This window comes from Dyadobacter sp. AC419, from assembly GCF_979253085.1.
This window is the reverse complement of sequence record NZ_CEEDCD010000018.1, coordinates 130,969-149,593: the sequence shown is the minus strand read 5'-3', so window position 1 is coordinate 149,593 and position 18,625 is coordinate 130,969. Positions and strand designations below refer to the sequence as shown.

General features: G+C 43.1%; 15 protein-coding genes and 1 pseudogene. 1 reads left to right on the top strand and 15 read right to left on the bottom strand.

Features of this window, described 5'->3' with window-relative positions; genetic code table 11:
* Positions 1 to 29: 29 nt before the first annotated feature.
* The 15 genes from AC0IYG_RS13030 to AC0IYG_RS12960 all read right to left on the bottom strand — a co-directional run bounded on the left by AC0IYG_RS13030 (position 30) and on the right by AC0IYG_RS12960 (position 16,470).
* The gene (locus AC0IYG_RS13030; protein ID WP_471711485.1) at positions 30 to 1,295 is read right to left on the bottom strand and encodes a hypothetical protein; all 1,266 of its coding nucleotides are present in this window, start codon (positions 1,293 to 1,295) and stop codon (positions 30 to 32) included.
* Between the two features lie 62 nt (positions 1,296 to 1,357).
* Entirely contained in the window at positions 1,358 to 2,242 is an 885-nt protein-coding gene (locus AC0IYG_RS13025) for a glycosyltransferase family 2 protein (RefSeq protein ID WP_471711484.1), read from the bottom strand.
* A gap of 24 nt (positions 2,243 to 2,266) precedes the next feature.
* Positions 2,267 to 3,217, bottom strand: coding sequence for a hypothetical protein (locus AC0IYG_RS13020; protein WP_471711483.1), 951 nt, complete (start codon positions 3,215 to 3,217; stop codon positions 2,267 to 2,269).
* A gap of 6 nt (positions 3,218 to 3,223) precedes the next feature.
* Entirely contained in the window at positions 3,224 to 3,982 is a 759-nt protein-coding gene (locus AC0IYG_RS13015; protein ID WP_471711482.1) for a DUF5672 family protein, read from the bottom strand.
* Entirely contained in the window at positions 3,982 to 4,965 is a 984-nt protein-coding gene (locus tag AC0IYG_RS13010) for a glycosyl transferase (protein WP_471711481.1), read from the bottom strand. Before AC0IYG_RS13010 ends, AC0IYG_RS13015 begins: the two co-directional genes overlap by 1 nt.
* Positions 4,962 to 6,185, bottom strand: a complete 1,224-nt coding sequence (locus AC0IYG_RS13005) for a glycosyltransferase family 4 protein (protein ID WP_471711480.1) — start codon at positions 6,183 to 6,185, stop codon at positions 4,962 to 4,964. Before AC0IYG_RS13005 ends, AC0IYG_RS13010 begins: the two co-directional genes overlap by 4 nt.
* A 66-nt stretch (positions 6,186 to 6,251) precedes the next feature.
* The gene (locus AC0IYG_RS13000) at positions 6,252 to 6,911 is read right to left on the bottom strand and encodes an acetyltransferase (protein WP_471711479.1); all 660 of its coding nucleotides are present in this window, start codon (positions 6,909 to 6,911) and stop codon (positions 6,252 to 6,254) included.
* Positions 6,912 to 6,913: 2 nt separating this feature from the next.
* The gene (locus tag AC0IYG_RS12995) at positions 6,914 to 7,612 is read right to left on the bottom strand and encodes a WbqC family protein (protein ID WP_471711478.1); all 699 of its coding nucleotides are present in this window, start codon (positions 7,610 to 7,612) and stop codon (positions 6,914 to 6,916) included.
* A 6-nt stretch (positions 7,613 to 7,618) separates the two neighbouring features.
* On the bottom strand, positions 7,619 to 9,667 hold the full coding sequence (locus AC0IYG_RS12990; protein WP_471711477.1) for an ArnT family glycosyltransferase: 2,049 nt from the start codon (positions 9,665 to 9,667) through the stop codon (positions 7,619 to 7,621).
* Between the two features lies 1 nt (position 9,668).
* Positions 9,669 to 10,754: a DegT/DnrJ/EryC1/StrS family aminotransferase gene (locus tag AC0IYG_RS12985; RefSeq protein ID WP_471711476.1), complete on the bottom strand. Its 1,086-nt coding sequence runs from the start codon at positions 10,752 to 10,754 to the stop codon at positions 9,669 to 9,671.
* Positions 10,747 to 12,006, bottom strand: a complete 1,260-nt coding sequence (locus AC0IYG_RS12980) for an ABC transporter ATP-binding protein (protein ID WP_471711475.1) — start codon at positions 12,004 to 12,006, stop codon at positions 10,747 to 10,749. Before AC0IYG_RS12980 ends, AC0IYG_RS12985 begins: the two co-directional genes overlap by 8 nt.
* Before the next feature lie 17 nt (positions 12,007 to 12,023).
* Complete coding sequence (locus AC0IYG_RS12975) at positions 12,024 to 12,857, bottom strand: ABC transporter permease (protein WP_471711474.1); 834 nt, start codon at positions 12,855 to 12,857, stop codon at positions 12,024 to 12,026.
* Positions 12,858 to 12,859: 2 nt separating this feature from the next.
* Positions 12,860 to 13,942, bottom strand: coding sequence for a hypothetical protein (locus AC0IYG_RS12970; protein WP_471711473.1), 1,083 nt, complete (start codon positions 13,940 to 13,942; stop codon positions 12,860 to 12,862).
* 1 nt (position 13,943) lies between these two features.
* Complete coding sequence (locus AC0IYG_RS12965; RefSeq protein WP_471711472.1) at positions 13,944 to 14,366, bottom strand: SLBB domain-containing protein; 423 nt, start codon at positions 14,364 to 14,366, stop codon at positions 13,944 to 13,946.
* A 250-nt stretch (positions 14,367 to 14,616) separates the two neighbouring features.
* The gene (locus AC0IYG_RS12960; RefSeq protein ID WP_471711471.1) at positions 14,617 to 16,470 is read right to left on the bottom strand and encodes an SLBB domain-containing protein; all 1,854 of its coding nucleotides are present in this window, start codon (positions 16,468 to 16,470) and stop codon (positions 14,617 to 14,619) included.
* 269 nt (positions 16,471 to 16,739) lie between these two features.
* On the opposite strand from AC0IYG_RS12960, the pseudogene AC0IYG_RS12955 reads away from it, so the two are divergent.
* Positions 16,740 to 18,612: pseudogene (locus tag AC0IYG_RS12955) on the top strand (DNA topoisomerase IV subunit B).
* The last annotated feature ends 13 nt before the right edge of the window (positions 18,613 to 18,625 follow it).

Genomic DNA, 18,625 nt, shown 5'->3' with positions numbered 1-18,625 from the left:
GTAATGCCAGGCGACTGATTGTAATTGGGTTAGCTGGTAACCGTGGTTAGTTGAGTTTGAACCGGCCTTCTGGAAATGTTGTCCAGATATTTGATTCCTAAAAAGCGGATCATTACCAGATACGGAAACCAGAACGCAATGTCATAAGGCCTTCCACCCGTAAACAGCAGCACCATTAATGACAGGAAGAAATAGGCCAGGAAAGTCGTTAACGGATTGTTATATCGGCGAATTTCACGCATCGCGAAGATGAACAGGAAGAAGTTGAACCCTGCGAAAAATACAAATCCGAAAATGCCGTGACTTACCCACGATTCGAGCAGCGGAATGTCAAGGTAATCGGATTTATAGCCTCTGCCGAGAAAAACATCCCATGAAAAAATTGTTTCGGTAAATTCACCGAAGCCGCCCACACGGCCCATTGCAGAGGCATCTGTGTCTGCCGTATCCGTAATCCGGACGCCCGTTGAGGTGAAAATTACGTCCATAATCCTGTTTTGGAACATATCCCAATAGCCCAAAAGCAGATTGAGAACATTACCATATCGGGTTAGAAAATATCGGATCCCGATCAAGATCAGAACAATGAAGACCATATTCCTCATCTTAAAGGCATTGCCGATCGCTGAGAAAACATTGGAAATTTTGAAATGCAATATGAAATAAGCTGCCACCATAAGGCCCACAGCGAGATAACTGGATTTCGCAAGCGAGATAACGATTACGCCCAGACTGAAAAGAACCGAGAAAAACAGGAACAGCTTGGTAAGGATTCCGGGTGTCCTGTTGAGCATGACCATTGCACTTAACATGCAAATAATCCCGTTTCGGGCCGTGATGTGCGGATTTCCACCGGGTTGAGCGCCTTCGTTCGCAAAGTTGACAGCGGCGCGCATCCCGGGCGTCCAGTTCGGGTCATTCAGGATCGAGTAAACCAGCGTAACGTTGGTGAACAGCGACATCAGAAAAAGCATCATCACCAGCGTGTCTTTCACATCATTCGGCACATGCAAAAGCAGCACGAGGAAGCCAAAAATGAAGACATAGTTACCAATATCAGCAACGGCTTTTCCCTGATGATTGATAAAGAAAAAATAATAAAGCGTGAGGAGCAGGAAGCCGAGACCCAGGTTCAAAAGGATCACATTCGGCTTATAAAGTCTTTTAAACAAGTGCATCGGCACCATCATGGCAAGTGCCAGACCGAAGAAAATCGCGGTAAAAACGCTGCTGGCCGGCCCAATTCCCAATGTATCCCTAATGAAAAATATCAAAGGGAAACCGTTGAACATCATTGAGATGCCCACTGCATACCTAAGATTGTTAAAATTAGTGGCTATGTTAAGTAGACTCCAATTCATCTGGAAAATCTGTAACGGATATATTTGAAATCAAAGCGCAGCACGAAATAAGCTACTTTGCGCACCCTGCACCAAAGATACCTTATTTTGTTGAGAGGATTTGAACCATTCGTTGAAATGTACAATTTTTGAATCTTCGCATGCTCTTCTTTTCCGACAGATGCAATCGTGGAGGACTTCGCATCGGGATGCACGCGAAGTGCGCCTCCAAGGCCTTCTACTTTGCGAACCTTTGTCGTGTTTTGAACCGTGTAACGCGTGATGAATTCGTAATCAAATGCAAATCGGTAAGATTCATCGAACTTACCATACTTTTCGACAAGCTCACGTTTGAAAAACAGCGACTGGTTATGAATCTGCATTCCTTCCAATAACTGGCAATCCAAGCTGTATGACGTTGTTTTCAGTATTTCCGTAACTTCATCATCCGGCGTGATCATATACAGATCACCATAAATTACATCATCCGCCTGGTTTTGCACTGCTTTTCCAAAACGTGCAAATGTTCCGGGAAAATATACGTCATCCGAATTTTGAAAACTGATGTACTCGCCGGTTGCCCGTTCAAGCGCCTTATTTATAGCATGAACCTGGCCACGATCTTTTTCAGAAACCCACCAGGATAGATATTTTTCATATTTTTTGATCACCTCAACGCTGTAATCCGTCGAGCCGCCATCGACAATGATGTATTCCAGATTGGGATAATTCTGGTTCAAAACGCTCAAAATGGTTCTTTCCAGATAATCGGCCTGATTATAGGAAGGCGTAATGATCGTTAACTTTGGAAGTTTCTCGCGGCCAGCGGTTTGAGAGCTGTCAATTTTTAGCTCAGATATAAAACTCCGCAAGTCCTGCGTATTTTTTTCTAGGAAGTGCATATAGTCTTGTTTCCGCTGAAAATGTTAAAATTGGTCAATAAATGCAGTGATCGACTTTAATCGCGCTGCCAGATTATTTCTTAAAATCCTGTTTGCCTTGATCTCAGGCGTCTTTCCATAACCTGCTCCGGCATGTGCGGGAAGCTTATTTTTGTTCTTGGTCAAACTGCTTTTGTAACTCGAATAAAGCGACTGAAAAGCATTGTTAAGCGACATTAGGCGCGCATGATCCGACCAAACCGGATCAAAATAATCCAAGCCAGCAAAATCGAGTGATATAAGCGGCTTGCCTTCAATGTGATAGACGCCGTTTTTAATCTGCAAATCGTTATTTAGTATCGAATGGAGTCCATAATGCCAGCCTGGATGTGCAATTTGCGTCGTCGCCGGAATCCAGACCAATGTATAGTTCAGCCAAAGCTGATCCATATTTTTTCCATTACAAAGATCAAACTGAGCGCGGTCAATTGTTCGTTCAGACCACCATTTAAGCATTTTGAGGGTGTTTTCCGCAGGTTTCAAAATCCAGCTTCCCGAATGAAACATCCCGACATTTAAAATACGCTTATCATCCAGAATGTTCGACGGCGCCAATGGCTTTCGAATGTTGGGTGTCAAATGCACGTCAGATTCGGGATTAATGACATCTTGAAAAGGCTTGACAAGCCAAACCGTTGGTGCTAGGAAAACAAGACTTTTGCAATCTTTATGCAATTCTAAAAGCTTCAATGCGAACCACGGACGACATGCTGCCAGGAGCTCAAAGTCATAATAATCGGCTTCCATTTGCTCCCAATGCGGGATCTGTGCTTGTTCCACATTGATTACATGGATATGTGCAGGCAGTTGCAAAGGCGTTGAGTCGACCCAGCAAAGATAAAATGTATGGTCTGGCTGGTGTAACGAGACTGAATCCGCCAACGCTAATGCATGGGCAAGGTTATTCCTGTTACAAACCGTGTAAATGATATTCATGTGCAGTTAACTCGCTTCCGGCAATGATTTGAAATAAGGCAGATCATGGATATTTTCTTTCGAAATGCCGGTTAATGCAAAGGGTAACGTCTTGTTCAGGTTAATATTTGCTGCGTTGGCTGCGAAATGGTTGCGGACAACGTCGGTTGGCTTTCGTAAATGTGGCCAAAATCGATTGGCTTCCAGCTCCCAGAATACGGAATCTGCATGATCAAGATTTTCATTATGCCGATATTCGTAAACCTCTTTTCGCTTCGCCCTAATTGTATTGATCATGCGTTCGATGCGGCAAAGATAAATTCCATTATCCGTAAATGCACGCCCGAACAATCGTTTTTCATCATTGTTCAATCCTTTGAGTCTTGGAAAAACACCTGAGAGCCGTTTAATGTCGTCGTTTTGCGCAGGTTGTGCCTTCAAATAGTCATAACCCTGTTTGCACCAATAATAGAGTTCATCTTTCACAATCCAGCTATTCAGCTCGTGAATCAGCAGGAAGTCACACCAGCTGAAACGTTCATAAAAATCTTCCATGAGGAATAAAGCTGCCAAATGTGCCCGCGACTGAAAATATTTTTGCGGGAAATAAATGACGTCAATATCCTCGTTATGCTCCTTAACAATAGATAAATCGGCTCCCTCGAAAGTGATAAAAATGATCGGATATTTGTCCAGCGTGTTCAGACAATGATGAAGAATCCGCTCTTCGGTCGGATTAATTTGTGGGTCCAGAATGGGCACGATGACGGATACAAGCTCTTTCATCAGGTCGTTTCCAGCTGATCAATGATATAATTGAATGGCAGTTTAAGCAATTTTCGCACGCGCTGGTAACGACGGACGGGTGTAGGTTTGATATATGCGCAATGAAATTTCCGATAATAGGAGTTGCCGTTTCTGATGAGACTTTCGCGGTAAAGATCAAATAATGCAGTCAGATCAGGACGGGCAGCCAGCTCAAAACGATCCTGATATTTGGATAAAACAGCCGGTTTTTGTGGGTCATAACCGCTATAATGGAAAAATATTAAAGGATTTGTTTCATTAACGAAAACGGTTCCGTTTGATTCTGAGAATGTTCGCTCATGCAAATTCCAATAAGCAGCATTATAGCCTGGATTACGCTCGATGTGCGTGTTTGCGACGAATATAGGCAGGAAATTCATCCAGTTTTGATCAACAAAAAGGCCGTTGCACAAGTCGATCAAGCATTCATATCTGAGTTTTTCTTCCCACCAGGCAATGTATTCCAATATTTCCGGCGTTCTGTGAAATGCAACGAAACCCAGGTTATAGACGCCCGTATTTAAATGGTGCAGCTCATTCGGCGTCAACTGATCTTCAATTGGCGTATTAATGTGCGGCGTTAAAACGGCGCTATGCGTTGAAAGTGAAGCAAGTAATCCGGACAGCGGTTGGAAAATGATAATGTCAGGGTCAAAATAAATGACATTCTCGGCTTCCGGATAATGCTTGAAGAAATACGTGAAGTAAAATGGCTTTACGGCGGTGTTCAGTTCCGTAATGTTGTAGCGGTCAGCCATTTCCTGGAAATTCCTGATCTCGATTTTATCAATCTCGATCATGGGAAATTCAGGTGCGTATCCGTCTTCAAAAACAACACCATTTAGCGCATCCACCAGCCCGATAAAGAAGAGAACGTCCGGATTGGTGGCTTTGAGTGAATCTCCTAACGTCCTGGCCTGAGCTAAGTAATTGATGGAACAAATTGTAAAGGCAATTGTCATTGATTCTGCTTTTCCGAAACCTGTAAAGGTAAATACTTTTGAATAATGGCTTCGAAGCTCGCAACACTGTTATCTGTATTGTGCCTTTCCAGCACTTTTTGTCTGCCTTTCCGACCTAATGTTTCCCGTAATGTCGGATCCAGAACCAACTGAATAACAGCCTCCGAAGCCGCCGAAATGTCCATATACGGAACGACGAAACCAGCATCTGACTCAATGAGTTCTGGTGCGCCGCCTGCGTCTTCGAAACAAACCACCGGAATTTCCTGCAATGCTGCTTCTAATACAACAAGCGGATAAGGATCTTCGCGCGAGCTCAGCATTAATACGTCAAAACGATTGATATAATCTAATGCAAAAGGCGTGGGTGGGATCAGAATAATCCTGTCACTCAGACCCATATGACGAATATCACTTTCTATCAACTCGTAAATCTCGTGCTGGGGGCCAGCTCCAACCCAAACGAAGTAAACCGGCAGCGGGTTGGTTTTATGGATAACGCGTTTGGCAATCCAGTTGAAAATGTCGTTTCCTTTACGCCATTCTGCATTGCCGCAACCACCGATTATGATGGCGTCATGCGGGATTTTATGCGTTTTTTCCAGAATGTCCCGCTGCACTGATTTCAACTTTTGATCAATGTGATCGTGGTCGATTAAGGTGAATGTGCTGACGTGCTTTTCAGGGAAATCGTATTTTTTGATATAATAATTGGCAACTGCTTTTGAAACTGCGATCAGATGATCTGTCTTTTTAAGCATGAAATTCAGGTGCTTTTCATGCGTATAAATTTTGACAGACATGCCTAGTTCATGCACAAACAGAACCAAAGGAAGATGATGTAGAAATCTCAGAAAATCGTAGTAAACACCCGCATTAGCAATGGAATTTACAAAGACTAAACCGATATTCTGCTCGCCTAACTCACTGGCAATCCGCTCATTAACTTTCTGAGTGGAAAGGTGTTGATAGTATTTATAAAGGTGGACTTTTTTGAGAAGCTTTCCTGTAAATGGCCTTGGCGTGATGGTGATATTTTGATAGAGACGCGTAACCGTAACCACTTCCTCGAAGTCTTTTTCAAGCTCTCCGCCGCTGCAAAGCAACAAATGCATAGGCACGCCACGTTCTTTCAAAAGTCTGAGCAATTGTAGCAGCAGCAACTGGCTTCCTGCCCGGTTTGCGTCATGACATACAAATAATATTTTTTTCTGCTCCATTACCCAGTAAATTGCTGTCCCAAATTTCGGATTGTCCGATTACATTCTTCACCCGGATATGACTGCTTAATAAGCCTCAAAGCTCTTTTTGCCAGGCACTTTCTTTGCGGGGTTACCAATGTAAATGCCCCATTCCTCAGTCTCTTTTGTAATTGCAGACGCCATTCCCACCAAAGTGCCCTGGGCGATTATTGTGTAATCGCGGATTGTACTGTTAACGCCAAAGAAAGAATAAGATTCTACAACACAATGGCCCGAAAGCACCACATGAGAAGTAAAGAATACGTGATCTTTAATTTGTCCATGATGACCAATGTGATTTCCGCTCCACATCACCACATTATTACCAACCGTTGTAAATGGCTGAATGGTGTTGTCTTCAAGAATAAAGCAGTTTTCACCAATGACTTCCCGGTCAAAAATAGTAGCACGGGAGCTGATATAGGAAATAAATTGGTAGCCTTTGGCTTTCGCTTCGTTGTAGATATTTTCCCGGTTGCGGTTCATGTTCCGGCCGGTCATAGGCGCAAAAAATGAAAATTCGGATGGCGGGAAAAACGTTTCGACGTCTTCAAATGCTACAACGGGCAGCCCTTTAAAAGATTCGTCTTCAATATATTGGCGATTGATTGTGAAAGCGACTATTTCGTGTTCTGAGTCGTGAGTCAGATAATAGTGTGCCAATTCTGCTGTGTCGAGTACTCCAAAAACGATAACCTTAGCCATTCCTAAATAAGTTCGTATGCCTTTAATTGTTCCCTTATTGCTTCGGGGTCATTGAACATTAGAATATCGATAATCGACAGCCAAGGTACGAAAGCATTTTTAAATTGATTATAAGGGCGGGATACACTTTTTATGAAGTTAAGCTTGATCCCTTCCTTTTCAAATTTGACTTTGTCGTACAGTTCCATTCCTCCAATCGGATTAATGTAATGGTCGGCGCCTTCTTGCTTACAGATCTCTAAGATTCTTTCCTGACCTTTTAGGTGTGTGTTTTGATAAATCGATGATGAGGCAACAATTTCGGTCTTGATTTCCATGTAATTACACGTCCTAACCAAGGCTTCGAAGGTCAAATCATATATTGTTTCAACATCTAAATTTACAATTTCTTCGATCAGAACAAAAACCTTTTGGTAATATGGGGCTTTCTGATACGATTGCTGGAGGGTTTTTAAGAACTTCTTTTGCCACGGTTCGCTCTTTGAAACCTGGACTTCGTTGATGAGCTTGTTCTGGCTGGCATCTTTCAGCGGGATGGTAAACAAATGCGCCTGACCGGAAACCAAAACGTTATTTCTATTAATCCAGCCCTTATTGATGAAGTTGACGTCATCGTAAATAATAAATTTGTCAACGGCATTGATCAGTTGAAAATAACCTACATATGGAAATATGTAAGGCTGCATAATGGCGATGGTCATGGATTGCTATTTAAGCTTTCTGAGATAATAGTCCTCCCCTCTCACTGCCACGTTCGTCAGCGTCGTATCACTCCCTAAACGGATGTCACTGGGTAAAGATTTTATGCGGCTCGTATCATTAATGACGCTTTTGGCATAAAAAAGATAATCAGCCTCTTTTGGGATGGGTTTCAATCCTTGTTCAAAAGGGTTGATTGTGATCAGTTTGCGCGAAAGATCCTCGCCATATAAAGGATATTCAAAGTCATCATTGATCGTTGCAAGCGCAACCGTCGCGTCTTTTGGAACAATGGAATCGAATGTTTCGTAAGCTTTTGTAATGTCGGGTCGGGCAAATGTCTGCAACTTGATCCGTTCTGTTTGCAATGCAGATTTATATCCGTAAGCAGCAATGGGTAAGCAGCGTATGTTAAGATAAACGGACATGACGGCAGAAATGCAGGCCAGCGAAACGATAATCAGAATGTAACCTTTCCAAATATTCCTTCTTGGCTTAATGATAGAAAGCCGGTGATTAGAGAACAGCAGCAATAAGAACAGCACCCCAAAAACACCCGTTTCTATAAAATAACGGCCTTTGAACGGATCGTAAACGGCTGAATAAGAAATGGCTGCAAAGTGAAGGCAAAAAGCGAGCGCCAAAAACCAGTGCACCCGCGAACGGAAAACACGGATCAGCACCAGAAATATCAATGGCAGAATCAGCGAAAAGCCAAAAACGCCCCAGTATGGATTTGCATTGAAGTTGTCGAAACGGCGTTGAAAGGAAAAAGGAACAATCGCAAACTCCGTTTCTTCATCCAGTCGCATGTGCAGCTTATCTTCCAGCGTAACAAGCGGTTTGCGCATAACCGTATTCAGGTTATATCCCCATTGCGCATTGCGTATGCCGTCCAGATTGCAAAATTCGTAAGTGTAGCGGACAACATTGCGGCTTCCCTGCTCAAAAAGGTTTGGTAATGAGCCAAAGCGCTCCACAGATTGATGTTTCAATGCAGTAGGTGGTCCGATGGGGTGGCCAAAAACCATGATATTCTTGACATAGCCCGTTGGAAGCATGTAAATCAGCACTGCGATAAATATGGCAATCGCTAATTTGACAAACCGGTCAAAGAACACTTTTAGGTCGGGCGACAGGAATACGGTATAAATCATAACGACAAACACCGAAGGCAGCAAGAGCGCAAATGTTACTTTATGTCCAAAAACGATCCCAAATGCCAATCCGGACAAATAGAGATATTTCTTGTTGCGTGTGCTGTAATAAGTAAAGAGGAAATAAAGCAGGCAGCTGAGATAGGCCGTCAGCACAATGTCAGTTTCGGTTGTAACCGCCTGCATGAGGAAGTTGAGGAACATTCCGTAAGCCAGTGCACAAAAGAAACTCGCCGACAAATTCCTTCCAATCCGCTGTGCTATTCCAAAAATGGCAACGAGCGTAATGTAATAGGAAGCGTGGTGGATGAGCTTGAATGCATTCTCAATCTTTCCGGAGATCAAATAACTGTAAATCTGGATTGTCGTCAGACTTTTGGGATATGTATCCATATTCCAGTTGGTGCCGCCAAAATGCGCCATTGTCCCGCGCTGAATGTAACGGATGGCGCGGTTAAGGTGTCCCGTCATGCTGTCCCACTCATTCGGGACGGTGAAAAGGACGAGTATCAGATTGGTCAATGCAACGACTGCAATGGTGCCAAACATGATCACGAAAATCGTTTTCAGATAAGGCGATAACTCCTTCGTCCAGGCTTTGAAAGTAACGATCCGTTGTGCGGCAATGCTGCGGATAGAGTAGGAGGCCTGGCCTTTATTTAAGAATGTCCAAACCAGATAATGCAGGCCAAGCGCAATGTAAGTGCCTGCAATCCAGGCGAAAGTGTTAGCAGTGAGATTGAGCGCAGAAAGTAAAAAACCCGTTGGAATAATGCTTCCGACAAAGAGCATGAAACAAACAATGATCCACTCTGCAAATGACGGTTGAGCTATTTTTTTGGCAACAAAACTGATGCTGTATAAAAACAGTAGAAAGGAAAGCCAGTAAACAAAAGCCATGCTATTCTGGTGATAAATGACCGTTAATGATGTGGGAAATCCGCTCAATATCCGAGTACGGAAGGCCGACATATAAAGGCAAACTTAACACTCTTACCGAGATATCTTCCGAAACCGGACACGCAATTTGCCGCGGCATGAACGAAAGTGTGTTTAATGAAGGATAAAAATATCGTCTTGGAATAATTTCTTCTTCGCGCAAAGCATCCATTACTTTGAACATAACCTGCTCAGAAGGGAATACAACCGGATAATAAGCGTAATTGTATTCAATGTCTTTACTAATGGCCGGCTTGTAAAGCAAATCCCAGTTCAGCAGGCTGTCGTAGGCATCAAAAACGTCTTTACGAGCCTGAATAATGTCTTTAACGTGAGGCAAATTCACAAGCCCCATTGCAGCATGGAACTCGGAGTTTTTTCCATTAATGCCCGCGTATAGATAATGCTCATCACCCTGGTGACCGAATGCGCGCAGTAAGTGCAATTTTCTATCAAGCTCAGGGTGGTTGGAGATCAAAGCCCCGCCTTCAATGGTGTGAAAAACCTTCGTAGCGTGGAAGCTGCATGTGCTCAAATCACCGAAAGCAAGCAGGGATTTCCCTTTATAAGTAACGCCAAATGCATGAGCAGCGTCGTATACAACTTTAAGGTTATGCTTTTTTGCGATGATTTCGATCGCTTCCACATCGCATGGATTACCATAAACGTGTGTTGCCAGAATCGCAGTCGTCGCTGGTGTGATCGATGCTTCGATCAATGCCGGGTTGATATTGAATGTTTCGGCATCAATGTCGACAAAAACGGGCGTGCAATGTTCCCAAAGGATAGCATTTGCCGTTGCAACGTAAGAGAACGGCGTTGTAATGACTTCACCTGTGATTTCAAGCGCCTTGATGGCAATTTGAAGCACAATGGTGCCGTTTCCACAAAAATATAAGTGATCGACCTGAAGATAATCTTTTAATGCTGCTTCAAGCTCTTGTAATACAGGTCCGTTGTTGGTCAGATATCCGCGTTCCCAAATTTCCCGAACATATTGCAGATATCTTTCCTGGTCTGGTAAAAAGGTTTTAGTGACGTTAATCATTCACTACATGTTCAGTTTGGCGAATGGAAAAATTAAGTTGAGGGCGAATATATCCTGGCCATTTGCCATACCAGGTTACATTTTCACGATAATCCTCTATATCAAAAATCAGCGCTTCCTCCATGTTGTAAAGCACCGTGCTGGTGTCTTTCACAATCATCATGGAAACCACATATGAACCGTCATTAAGGAAATGACCCGGTATTTCACATACGCCGCTTACGAGACCCTTTGAAAAAGTTTCTGCCTGCGTGCCTACATTAAATATACACTCACCTGTAAACGTGTACAAGTGCATGCTCAAGTTCAGGCTTGCACCTTCCACCAGGTTCCAGAATTCAAATTGAAAATTAATTGGCGTCCGAACATCAATGTGGTTCAGATCGTCCTGATATTCCGGGAAAAGCTTGAAGCGTTTCACGCGGACCTGATCATTACCCGGAGCACTTTCAATGTTATCCCAGTGCTTTTCCAGCGATTTGTGAGAAACTTTGCTGAGATAATTGGTAACAATATGCGTTGTTTCGCCCTGATCGATCAACATTCCTTTTTCAAAATAAAAGGACTTGTTGCAAAGCGCCTGAATGGCGGTAAGGTTATGACTAACGAACAAAAGTGTCCTTCCACTTTCAGAAACGTCCCGCATTTTGCCAAGACATTTCTTTTGAAACTCGGTGTCACCAACGGCTAAAACTTCGTCAACGATCAGAATCTCAGGGTTGAGGTGTGCTGCAATAGCAAAACCGAGCCTTACATACATACCCGAAGAATATCTTTTTACCGGCGTATCCAGGAATTTTTCAACACCCGCAAAGTCAACAATTGCATCAAATGATTGTCTGATCTCGCTTTTTGCCATGCCGAGAATGGCACCATTCAAAAATATGTTCTCGCGACCGGTAAGTTCTGGATGGAATCCTGTTCCTACTTCTAGCAAGCTGGCAATGCGTCCATCAATCTTGATCTGCCCGGTTGTGGGCTCCGTAATGCGGCTGAGAATTTTTAGTAATGTAGATTTCCCGGCTCCGTTATGACCAACAATGCCAATACGATCACCCTGGTCAATGGAAAAGTTTACGTCCCTTAATGCCCAGAATTCTTCTTTTTCAGCAAAGTCGGAATTTTCCTGCTTGCGAGAGAAGATTTTGTCAACCTTTTCGGTGACAATATCACGCAGGCTTGGAGAACCACTTTTACGTTGATGGTCTATTATATATTTCTTGCTGATGTTTTCAGCTACGATTACAGGCATGCCCAAATGTAATTATTTCAGATATGATCCACGAATGTATTTTCTTTCTTCCGGAAATAAATCAAAGACAATATCAATATCACAAAGGAAATTATTGTCGTCGAGTAAAGACTTTGGGGATTGAAATACGCTTTATCGCCAAGCAGACACCACCGAAAACCATCGATAATGCCAACGAGCGGATTTAAGTTATAATATTTTTCAAACCAGGTGCCCTGCGCCAGGGTGCTGCTGTAAGCAACAGGCACGGCATACATTCCAACTTGCACTAAAAATGGAATTAACTGGCCGATATCCCGAAAACGTACATTTAATACCGCAAAGAACAATCCAAAGCCCAAAGATGTAATAAATGTAAGTAAAATGAAGCAAGGAAGAAACACGATATGCCAGCTAATCGGGTGCTTGAAGAAAATGGTCATGATCAGGAAAATCCCGAATGTGATCAAAAAGTCAACAAATCCAACGGCTATTGAGCTCAACGGCATCAGCAGGCGGGGGAAGTAAACTTTTGAAACAAGATTGGAGTTAATCAGGATGCTGTTACTGATCTGTGTAAATGTATTGGAGAAAAATGTCCAGATCGTAAGGCCGCTCAGAACCATTAATGGATAGGGAACGCCCGGATCACTTTTGACTTTGGCAAGATAGCTGAACACAAAAACCATGACCGTCATTGTCATAATAGGCCTCAACACGCTCCATGCAACGCCTAGAAGGGTTTGTTTGTAACGGACGGAAATGTCTCGTTTTGACAAGATCCAGAGTAATTGCCTGTTCAGCCAGAGATCTTTCCAGTAATCTTTTTCAGATCCGCCAGCCTTTATCGTAATTGAGTGTTGTGATGCCATTGTTATGCCCTAACTTCTACTTTGGGAGTTGAAAAGATGGTTCGGAAATAGGTGAAAATGAGTGCGAGCATCAAGCCAACCAGCGCTCCGATTTTTGCATTTCTTTTGTCTTCCGCCTTAATGTCCAGAGGCACTTTAATGCCCTCGATTTCTGTAAATAATGGTGCTTCACGAACCATGGTAACACGCATTTTTTCAGCGCTTCCCATTGCTTCATAGTAAAGTGTTTGAAGGAAAGCTGATTTCCGCTCCATACTGTTGGCTGAAACCTTCGCTTCGGGCAAAAGGATTTGCTGGCTGTAATCAAGCTGACGTGCTAACTTATGTTCTGCAATGCCCAAAACCGCAGCAAGTGAATCGGCGCGATGTTGAAGCAAGTTAAGCGTCTTACGCGATTTCTGCGTCTGGTTTTCGGTGTACATTTCTTCAACCGTTTCCAGAAGCTTCGTTACCCAAAGTCCAGCAAGCGTGCCGTTTTCCATACTTGTAGAAAGCGCAATGAACGATGACTTACGGTCGAGAGAAGCGATTTCAGTTGATTCGGCAGCTTTTTTTACTAACTCATTCAGTATCATTCTTGACTTCATATCGAACTTCTTAATGTCGTTATGAGTAAAGTGAAACTGCTGATTCTGAGGGATCTCTTCCCATTCCTTGGTTTTGATTCCGCTTGAATCGATAAAGAAGTTTCCAAGGATCATTTTCTGACCATTCACTTCCACTTCCTTCATCAAGTTCCTTTCAAGAACCGGACGGGATTTCACAAAGTAGAAGAAGTTTTCTCCTGTGAAGATATTCGCATCCGGAGCATTTCCAAGTCCAAGCAGACCGGCCATATCTCCAAAGCCTGACGACTGGCTGCCGCCGCCAAGGTTAAAAACCACCTCAGCTTCGTACATGTTTGGCTTCTTAATGTAAGCATCCAAAGCATATCCAATTCCAAAACCAATGATTGGCAACAGCAATAACATCTTCCAGTTACGGAGGACTGCCGTTTTAACGACCAGAACTTTTTCGATAACCTCTTTCGGGGTCAACTCATCTTCTGGCACTTGTTGTTGCGGATGTAGGGTCGTCGTTGACATTTTAGTTGATTGATCGGAAAGCTAAAACTGCTAATATTAAACTCATTATCGAACCCAGGATACCCGTTGCAGTTTGAAGTGCTTGTTGCGGGTTAAGCGAAGGTGCAGCTCTTACAGGAACAAAGATTTCAGAACCTGGTTCAACTTTCGGGTAAACATTGAAGAACAGGAATCTTCTTGTTCTGTCTACATTTCCGTTTGGATATTTGATATAAGAACTCTTTCTAAGCGACTCAACGGTGAACCCACCTGATTGTGAGATGTAGTCAGAAAACGCCATTCCTTTGCCGTATTTCACTGTTGTAGGATAAAGTACAGCTCCATTAACCTGAACCGTTTCAAGTCTCTTAGGAATCCGGATAATGTCTCCTTCCTGAACGATCAGGTCTTCGAAAGAACCTGGGTTTTTAAGGATATTTTTCAATTTAATTCCGATTGACTCTTCCTTAACATTTGGCACATCGCCCAGGATCGTGCCTTTCTTAATGCTTTTCTCAGTCTGTTCTGCCTGATCAAAATCTGTCGGCTCGTCTCCAGTTCTCTAACCAAAGTTCTTCTCAGCAATGTTGCGCCTTCCGGATATGCCAATTCAGTCGATCCGCCGGCTTCTTTTGATTACGTCACTGATTTTATCGTTCTTATTTACAATCGTGTATCGACCAGCGATAAGCACTTTACTCCTCTACAAAAACACTTTGCTGTTCAACATAGTTAGGCGATTTACGAACGGTCACCTGGTCAAAAGGCATCAATGCGAAATTGCTTCCTTTGCTGTTAAGCGATAAGTCCCGGTCAACATTGAATTTGAAAACCTCTGAAATTTGCGCATTCGCAGCACCTGCAACGCTATTTCTTTTTCTTCTGATTACTTCGATCTCGGATGTGTAAGCAGATTCTTTAAGTCCGCCTGCTTGCACTAAAAGATCTTCGAGCGTCATATTGACTGTGTAAGGAAACTTTCCTTCGTTCTCGCTGATTTTTGTATTATTCACTTCGCCGTCCACGCTTACATAAGCACTTTCAGCCATGTCGAATTTTGAAGGAATGATCACCCGGTCCAGACGTGTCAAAATCAAATCGGGAGTAACATTGTTCAGAATGTCCGTATAATTAAGGGAAATGCTTTCCAGGACAAGATCCTGGCGCGTTCTCAGCACGCTCACACGGCCTACGAATGCATCTTCACGCAAGCCCTGCGCATTTTCAATTAGTTGCTTTAAAGAAGGACTGTTATCCAGCGAATAATCACCGGGACGCATTACCGCGCCTTCAATGGTTACGATATTTTCAAAACGGTCTAAAACAGTTTCAACGTTCACGGAATCCCCTGTTGCGATTTCGAATGTGTCATAGTTCTCTTCTGCAACATCCAGAATCTTACGTTCTTTCGCAGTGATCCTCTGAACTTTAAGTCTTGCGCGATATGCTCTGTCATTAAAACCACCTGAATAACGTAACATATCTGCTAGTTTTTCCTCAGGTTTAAGCTCGTAAATGCCAGGACGTTTAACCATCCCGGTTATTTCTGCACGTTTTAGATAATAGCCAACAACAACATTATCATTGTCTTGCACGCGAATGTCACCATCAATTTTACCATTAACCAGGTAATCATAAATGTCAAAACGCGAAACAACCTTGCCATTTCTAACTACACGCACATCACGGAAAGATCCAATTTCGTTAGGTCCGCCAGCTTGATAAAGTGCGTTGAATGCAGACGATAATGATGACAATTGATATGTTCCAGGGTTGATAACTTCACCCGTTACAAACACTTTCACAGAGCGAACATCGCCTAATGTCACCATCAGTTTGGTTCTGGCAGATTCGCCACCGGTTCCGATAAGTCCTGGCGTAAACTTGGAGAATTTATCAATTAATATCTTGCGAACTTCTTCAATCGTGCGTCCGGCAACATATACGTTTCCAACCCGTGGAAGCGAAATAAAGCCATCTTTCGTTACTTCGACTTCGTAAGTGCTTTCCGCATAATTGTAAATGTAGATTTTCAGCTCGTCGCCTGGGCCAACATTATAATTCGTCGGCGTTGCAATTTGCGCATCAGGAATTTGATCCAGATTTTTGTCGGCAAAAAGCGAATAACCGTATATTTTCTGACGTAAAGCTTCTTTTTCCTGGTCTTCCGGAGTTAATTTTGAAGTTGTCGTGTTGTTAATTTTGCTCTGATCACCGCCATCGGAATTTTTAGCGCCTTGATCTGTGCCGGTTTTACCGTCGGAATTCTGCTGATTGCTTCCGTTCTGCTGGTTTCCTGAATTTTGCTGGTTTCCAGATTGTTGCTGATTGCTTCCTGCGGGCTGATTTCCCTGCGCATTCCCAGTGTTTCCAGTAGGAGCCGCCGTGCCTCTTGGCGCACCGCTTGTATTGCCGCTTTGAGGGGCACTTGGCGCATTAGGCAAAGATTGAGGAAGAACGACCTGCGATAGGGATGGTAATGAGATTAATAAGCAGAGGAGATAGAGAAGTAGACTTTTATAATTTTTTGCCAATTTGATCCTGTTCATATGAAGTATTATTGTACTATTGAAATGCTTACAATTCATTAAAACTATGTATCTGACTAGTGTTTTTGAATTTTGAGTATGAGCATACTTAATTTTTGGATGTGTATATCATGGCAAAGTAAATTAGATTTTTCCTATTTTTAAAGAATTTCTAGTAATCGGCCCTAACCTATTTTGCTGTAAAGTTATAACAGGGTAACGACAAATGTCTTAAATTATTAAAATACAATATTTAAAATCAGAAATAGCCTCCTGTGAGGTCATCATTTATGGAAAGTACCAACGTGCAATATGACGAGAGTAGTATAAGGTCGCTGGATTGGAAAGAGCACATTAGATTGAGGCCGGGGATGTATATTGGCAAGTTGGGCGATGGTTCGTCGGTCGACGACGGGATATATGTTTTGGTGAAAGAAATCGTCGATAACTCCATTGACGAGCACATGATGGGCAATGGAAAAACCATAGAAATCAAGATCACCGAGCACCGGGTGGAAGTGAGGGATTACGGGCGGGGAATTCCGCTTGGAAAGGTTGTAGACTGCGTTTCTAAGATTAATACGGGTGGAAAATATGATTCCGGTGCATTTCAAAAATCGGTTGGTTTGAATGGGGTAGGAACGAAAGCGGTTAATGCACTTTCTCAATATTTCAAGGTGCAGTCGTTCCGCGAAGGCAAGACAAAAAATGCTGAATTTGCGCAAGGCGCATTGGTTAACGAGTCGAAGGAACAGACTACAAATCAGCGGAATGGGACGCACATTGCATTCGAGCCGGATGGCGTAATCTTCAAAAATTTCAGATACATTCCGCAATATCTGGATAACATGATCTGGAATTACTGCTATTTGAATGCTGGACTGACCATTAATTTTAACGGTCAAAAATACATTTCTCAAAACGGTTTGCTTGACCTTTTGCAAAGCAAGTCTGATGCGGAATCATTGCGTTATCCTATTATTCACCTCAGAGGCGAGGACATTGAATTTGCGATGACGCACAATAATCAATACGGCGAAGAATATTATTCGTTTGTAAACGGTCAATATACAACGCAGGGTGGAACGCACCTCGCCGCCTTCCGGGAAGCGGTTGTAAAAGCCGTCAGGGAGCATTTTAACAAAGACTACGCACCAGAAGATGTACGGTCTTCCATCATTGCTGCCGTTGCAATTCGCGTTCAGGAGCCCGTTTTCGAGTCGCAAACGAAAACGAAACTGGGTTCGAACACCATTACACCCGACCCGAACAGCACAACCGTCCGCACATTTGTTAATGATTTCGTAAAAGAGCGCCTTGATAATTACTTACACATGCACCCGGAATCGCGGGACGCATTGAAAAAACGGATCGAGCAGTCTGAAAGAGAGCGTAAGGAGCTGGCAGGGATTAAAAAGCTTGCCAATGACCGTGCGAAGAAGGCGAATTTGCATAATAAGAAGCTGCGAGACTGCCGCTTGCACTTAACTGACCTTAAAAATGAATTGCGTTACGAAAGCACGCTTTTCATAACAGAAGGAGATTCAGCGAGCGGATCGATCACCAAATCGAGGAACATTCAGACGCAGGCCGTTTTCAGTTTGCGTGGTAAACCCTTGAATTGCTTTGGCTTAACCAAAAAGATTGTTTACGAAAATGAAGAATTCAACTTGTTGCAGCACGCATTAGATATTGAAAACGGAGTCGAAAATCTTCGTTTCAACCGCATTGTGATTGCAACAGACGCCGACGTTGACGGCATGCACATTCGCTTGCTGCTAATGACATTCTTCCTCCAATTTTTCCCTGATCTCGTGCGTAACGGGCATCTTTTTGTTTTGGAAACTCCGCTTTTCAGGGTTAGGAACAAGAAGGAGACGATTTATTGCGTACAGTGAAGAAGAAAAGCAAATTGCGGTCAACAAACTCGGAAGCAAACCTGAGATCACGCGTTTCAAAGGTTTGGGTGAAATATCACCGGATGAATTCGGAAAGTTCATTGGAGAGGACATGCATGTGGAGCCGGTCATTTTGCAAAAGGAAACTTCTATTCAGAAATTGCTGAGCTATTTTATGGGTAAGAATACGCCTGAACGTCAGCGTTTTATTATTGATAATTTGAAAATCGAAAAGAACATTGAAGAGCTTGCGCTGGCTGTCTAGCGCGCCGTTTGCT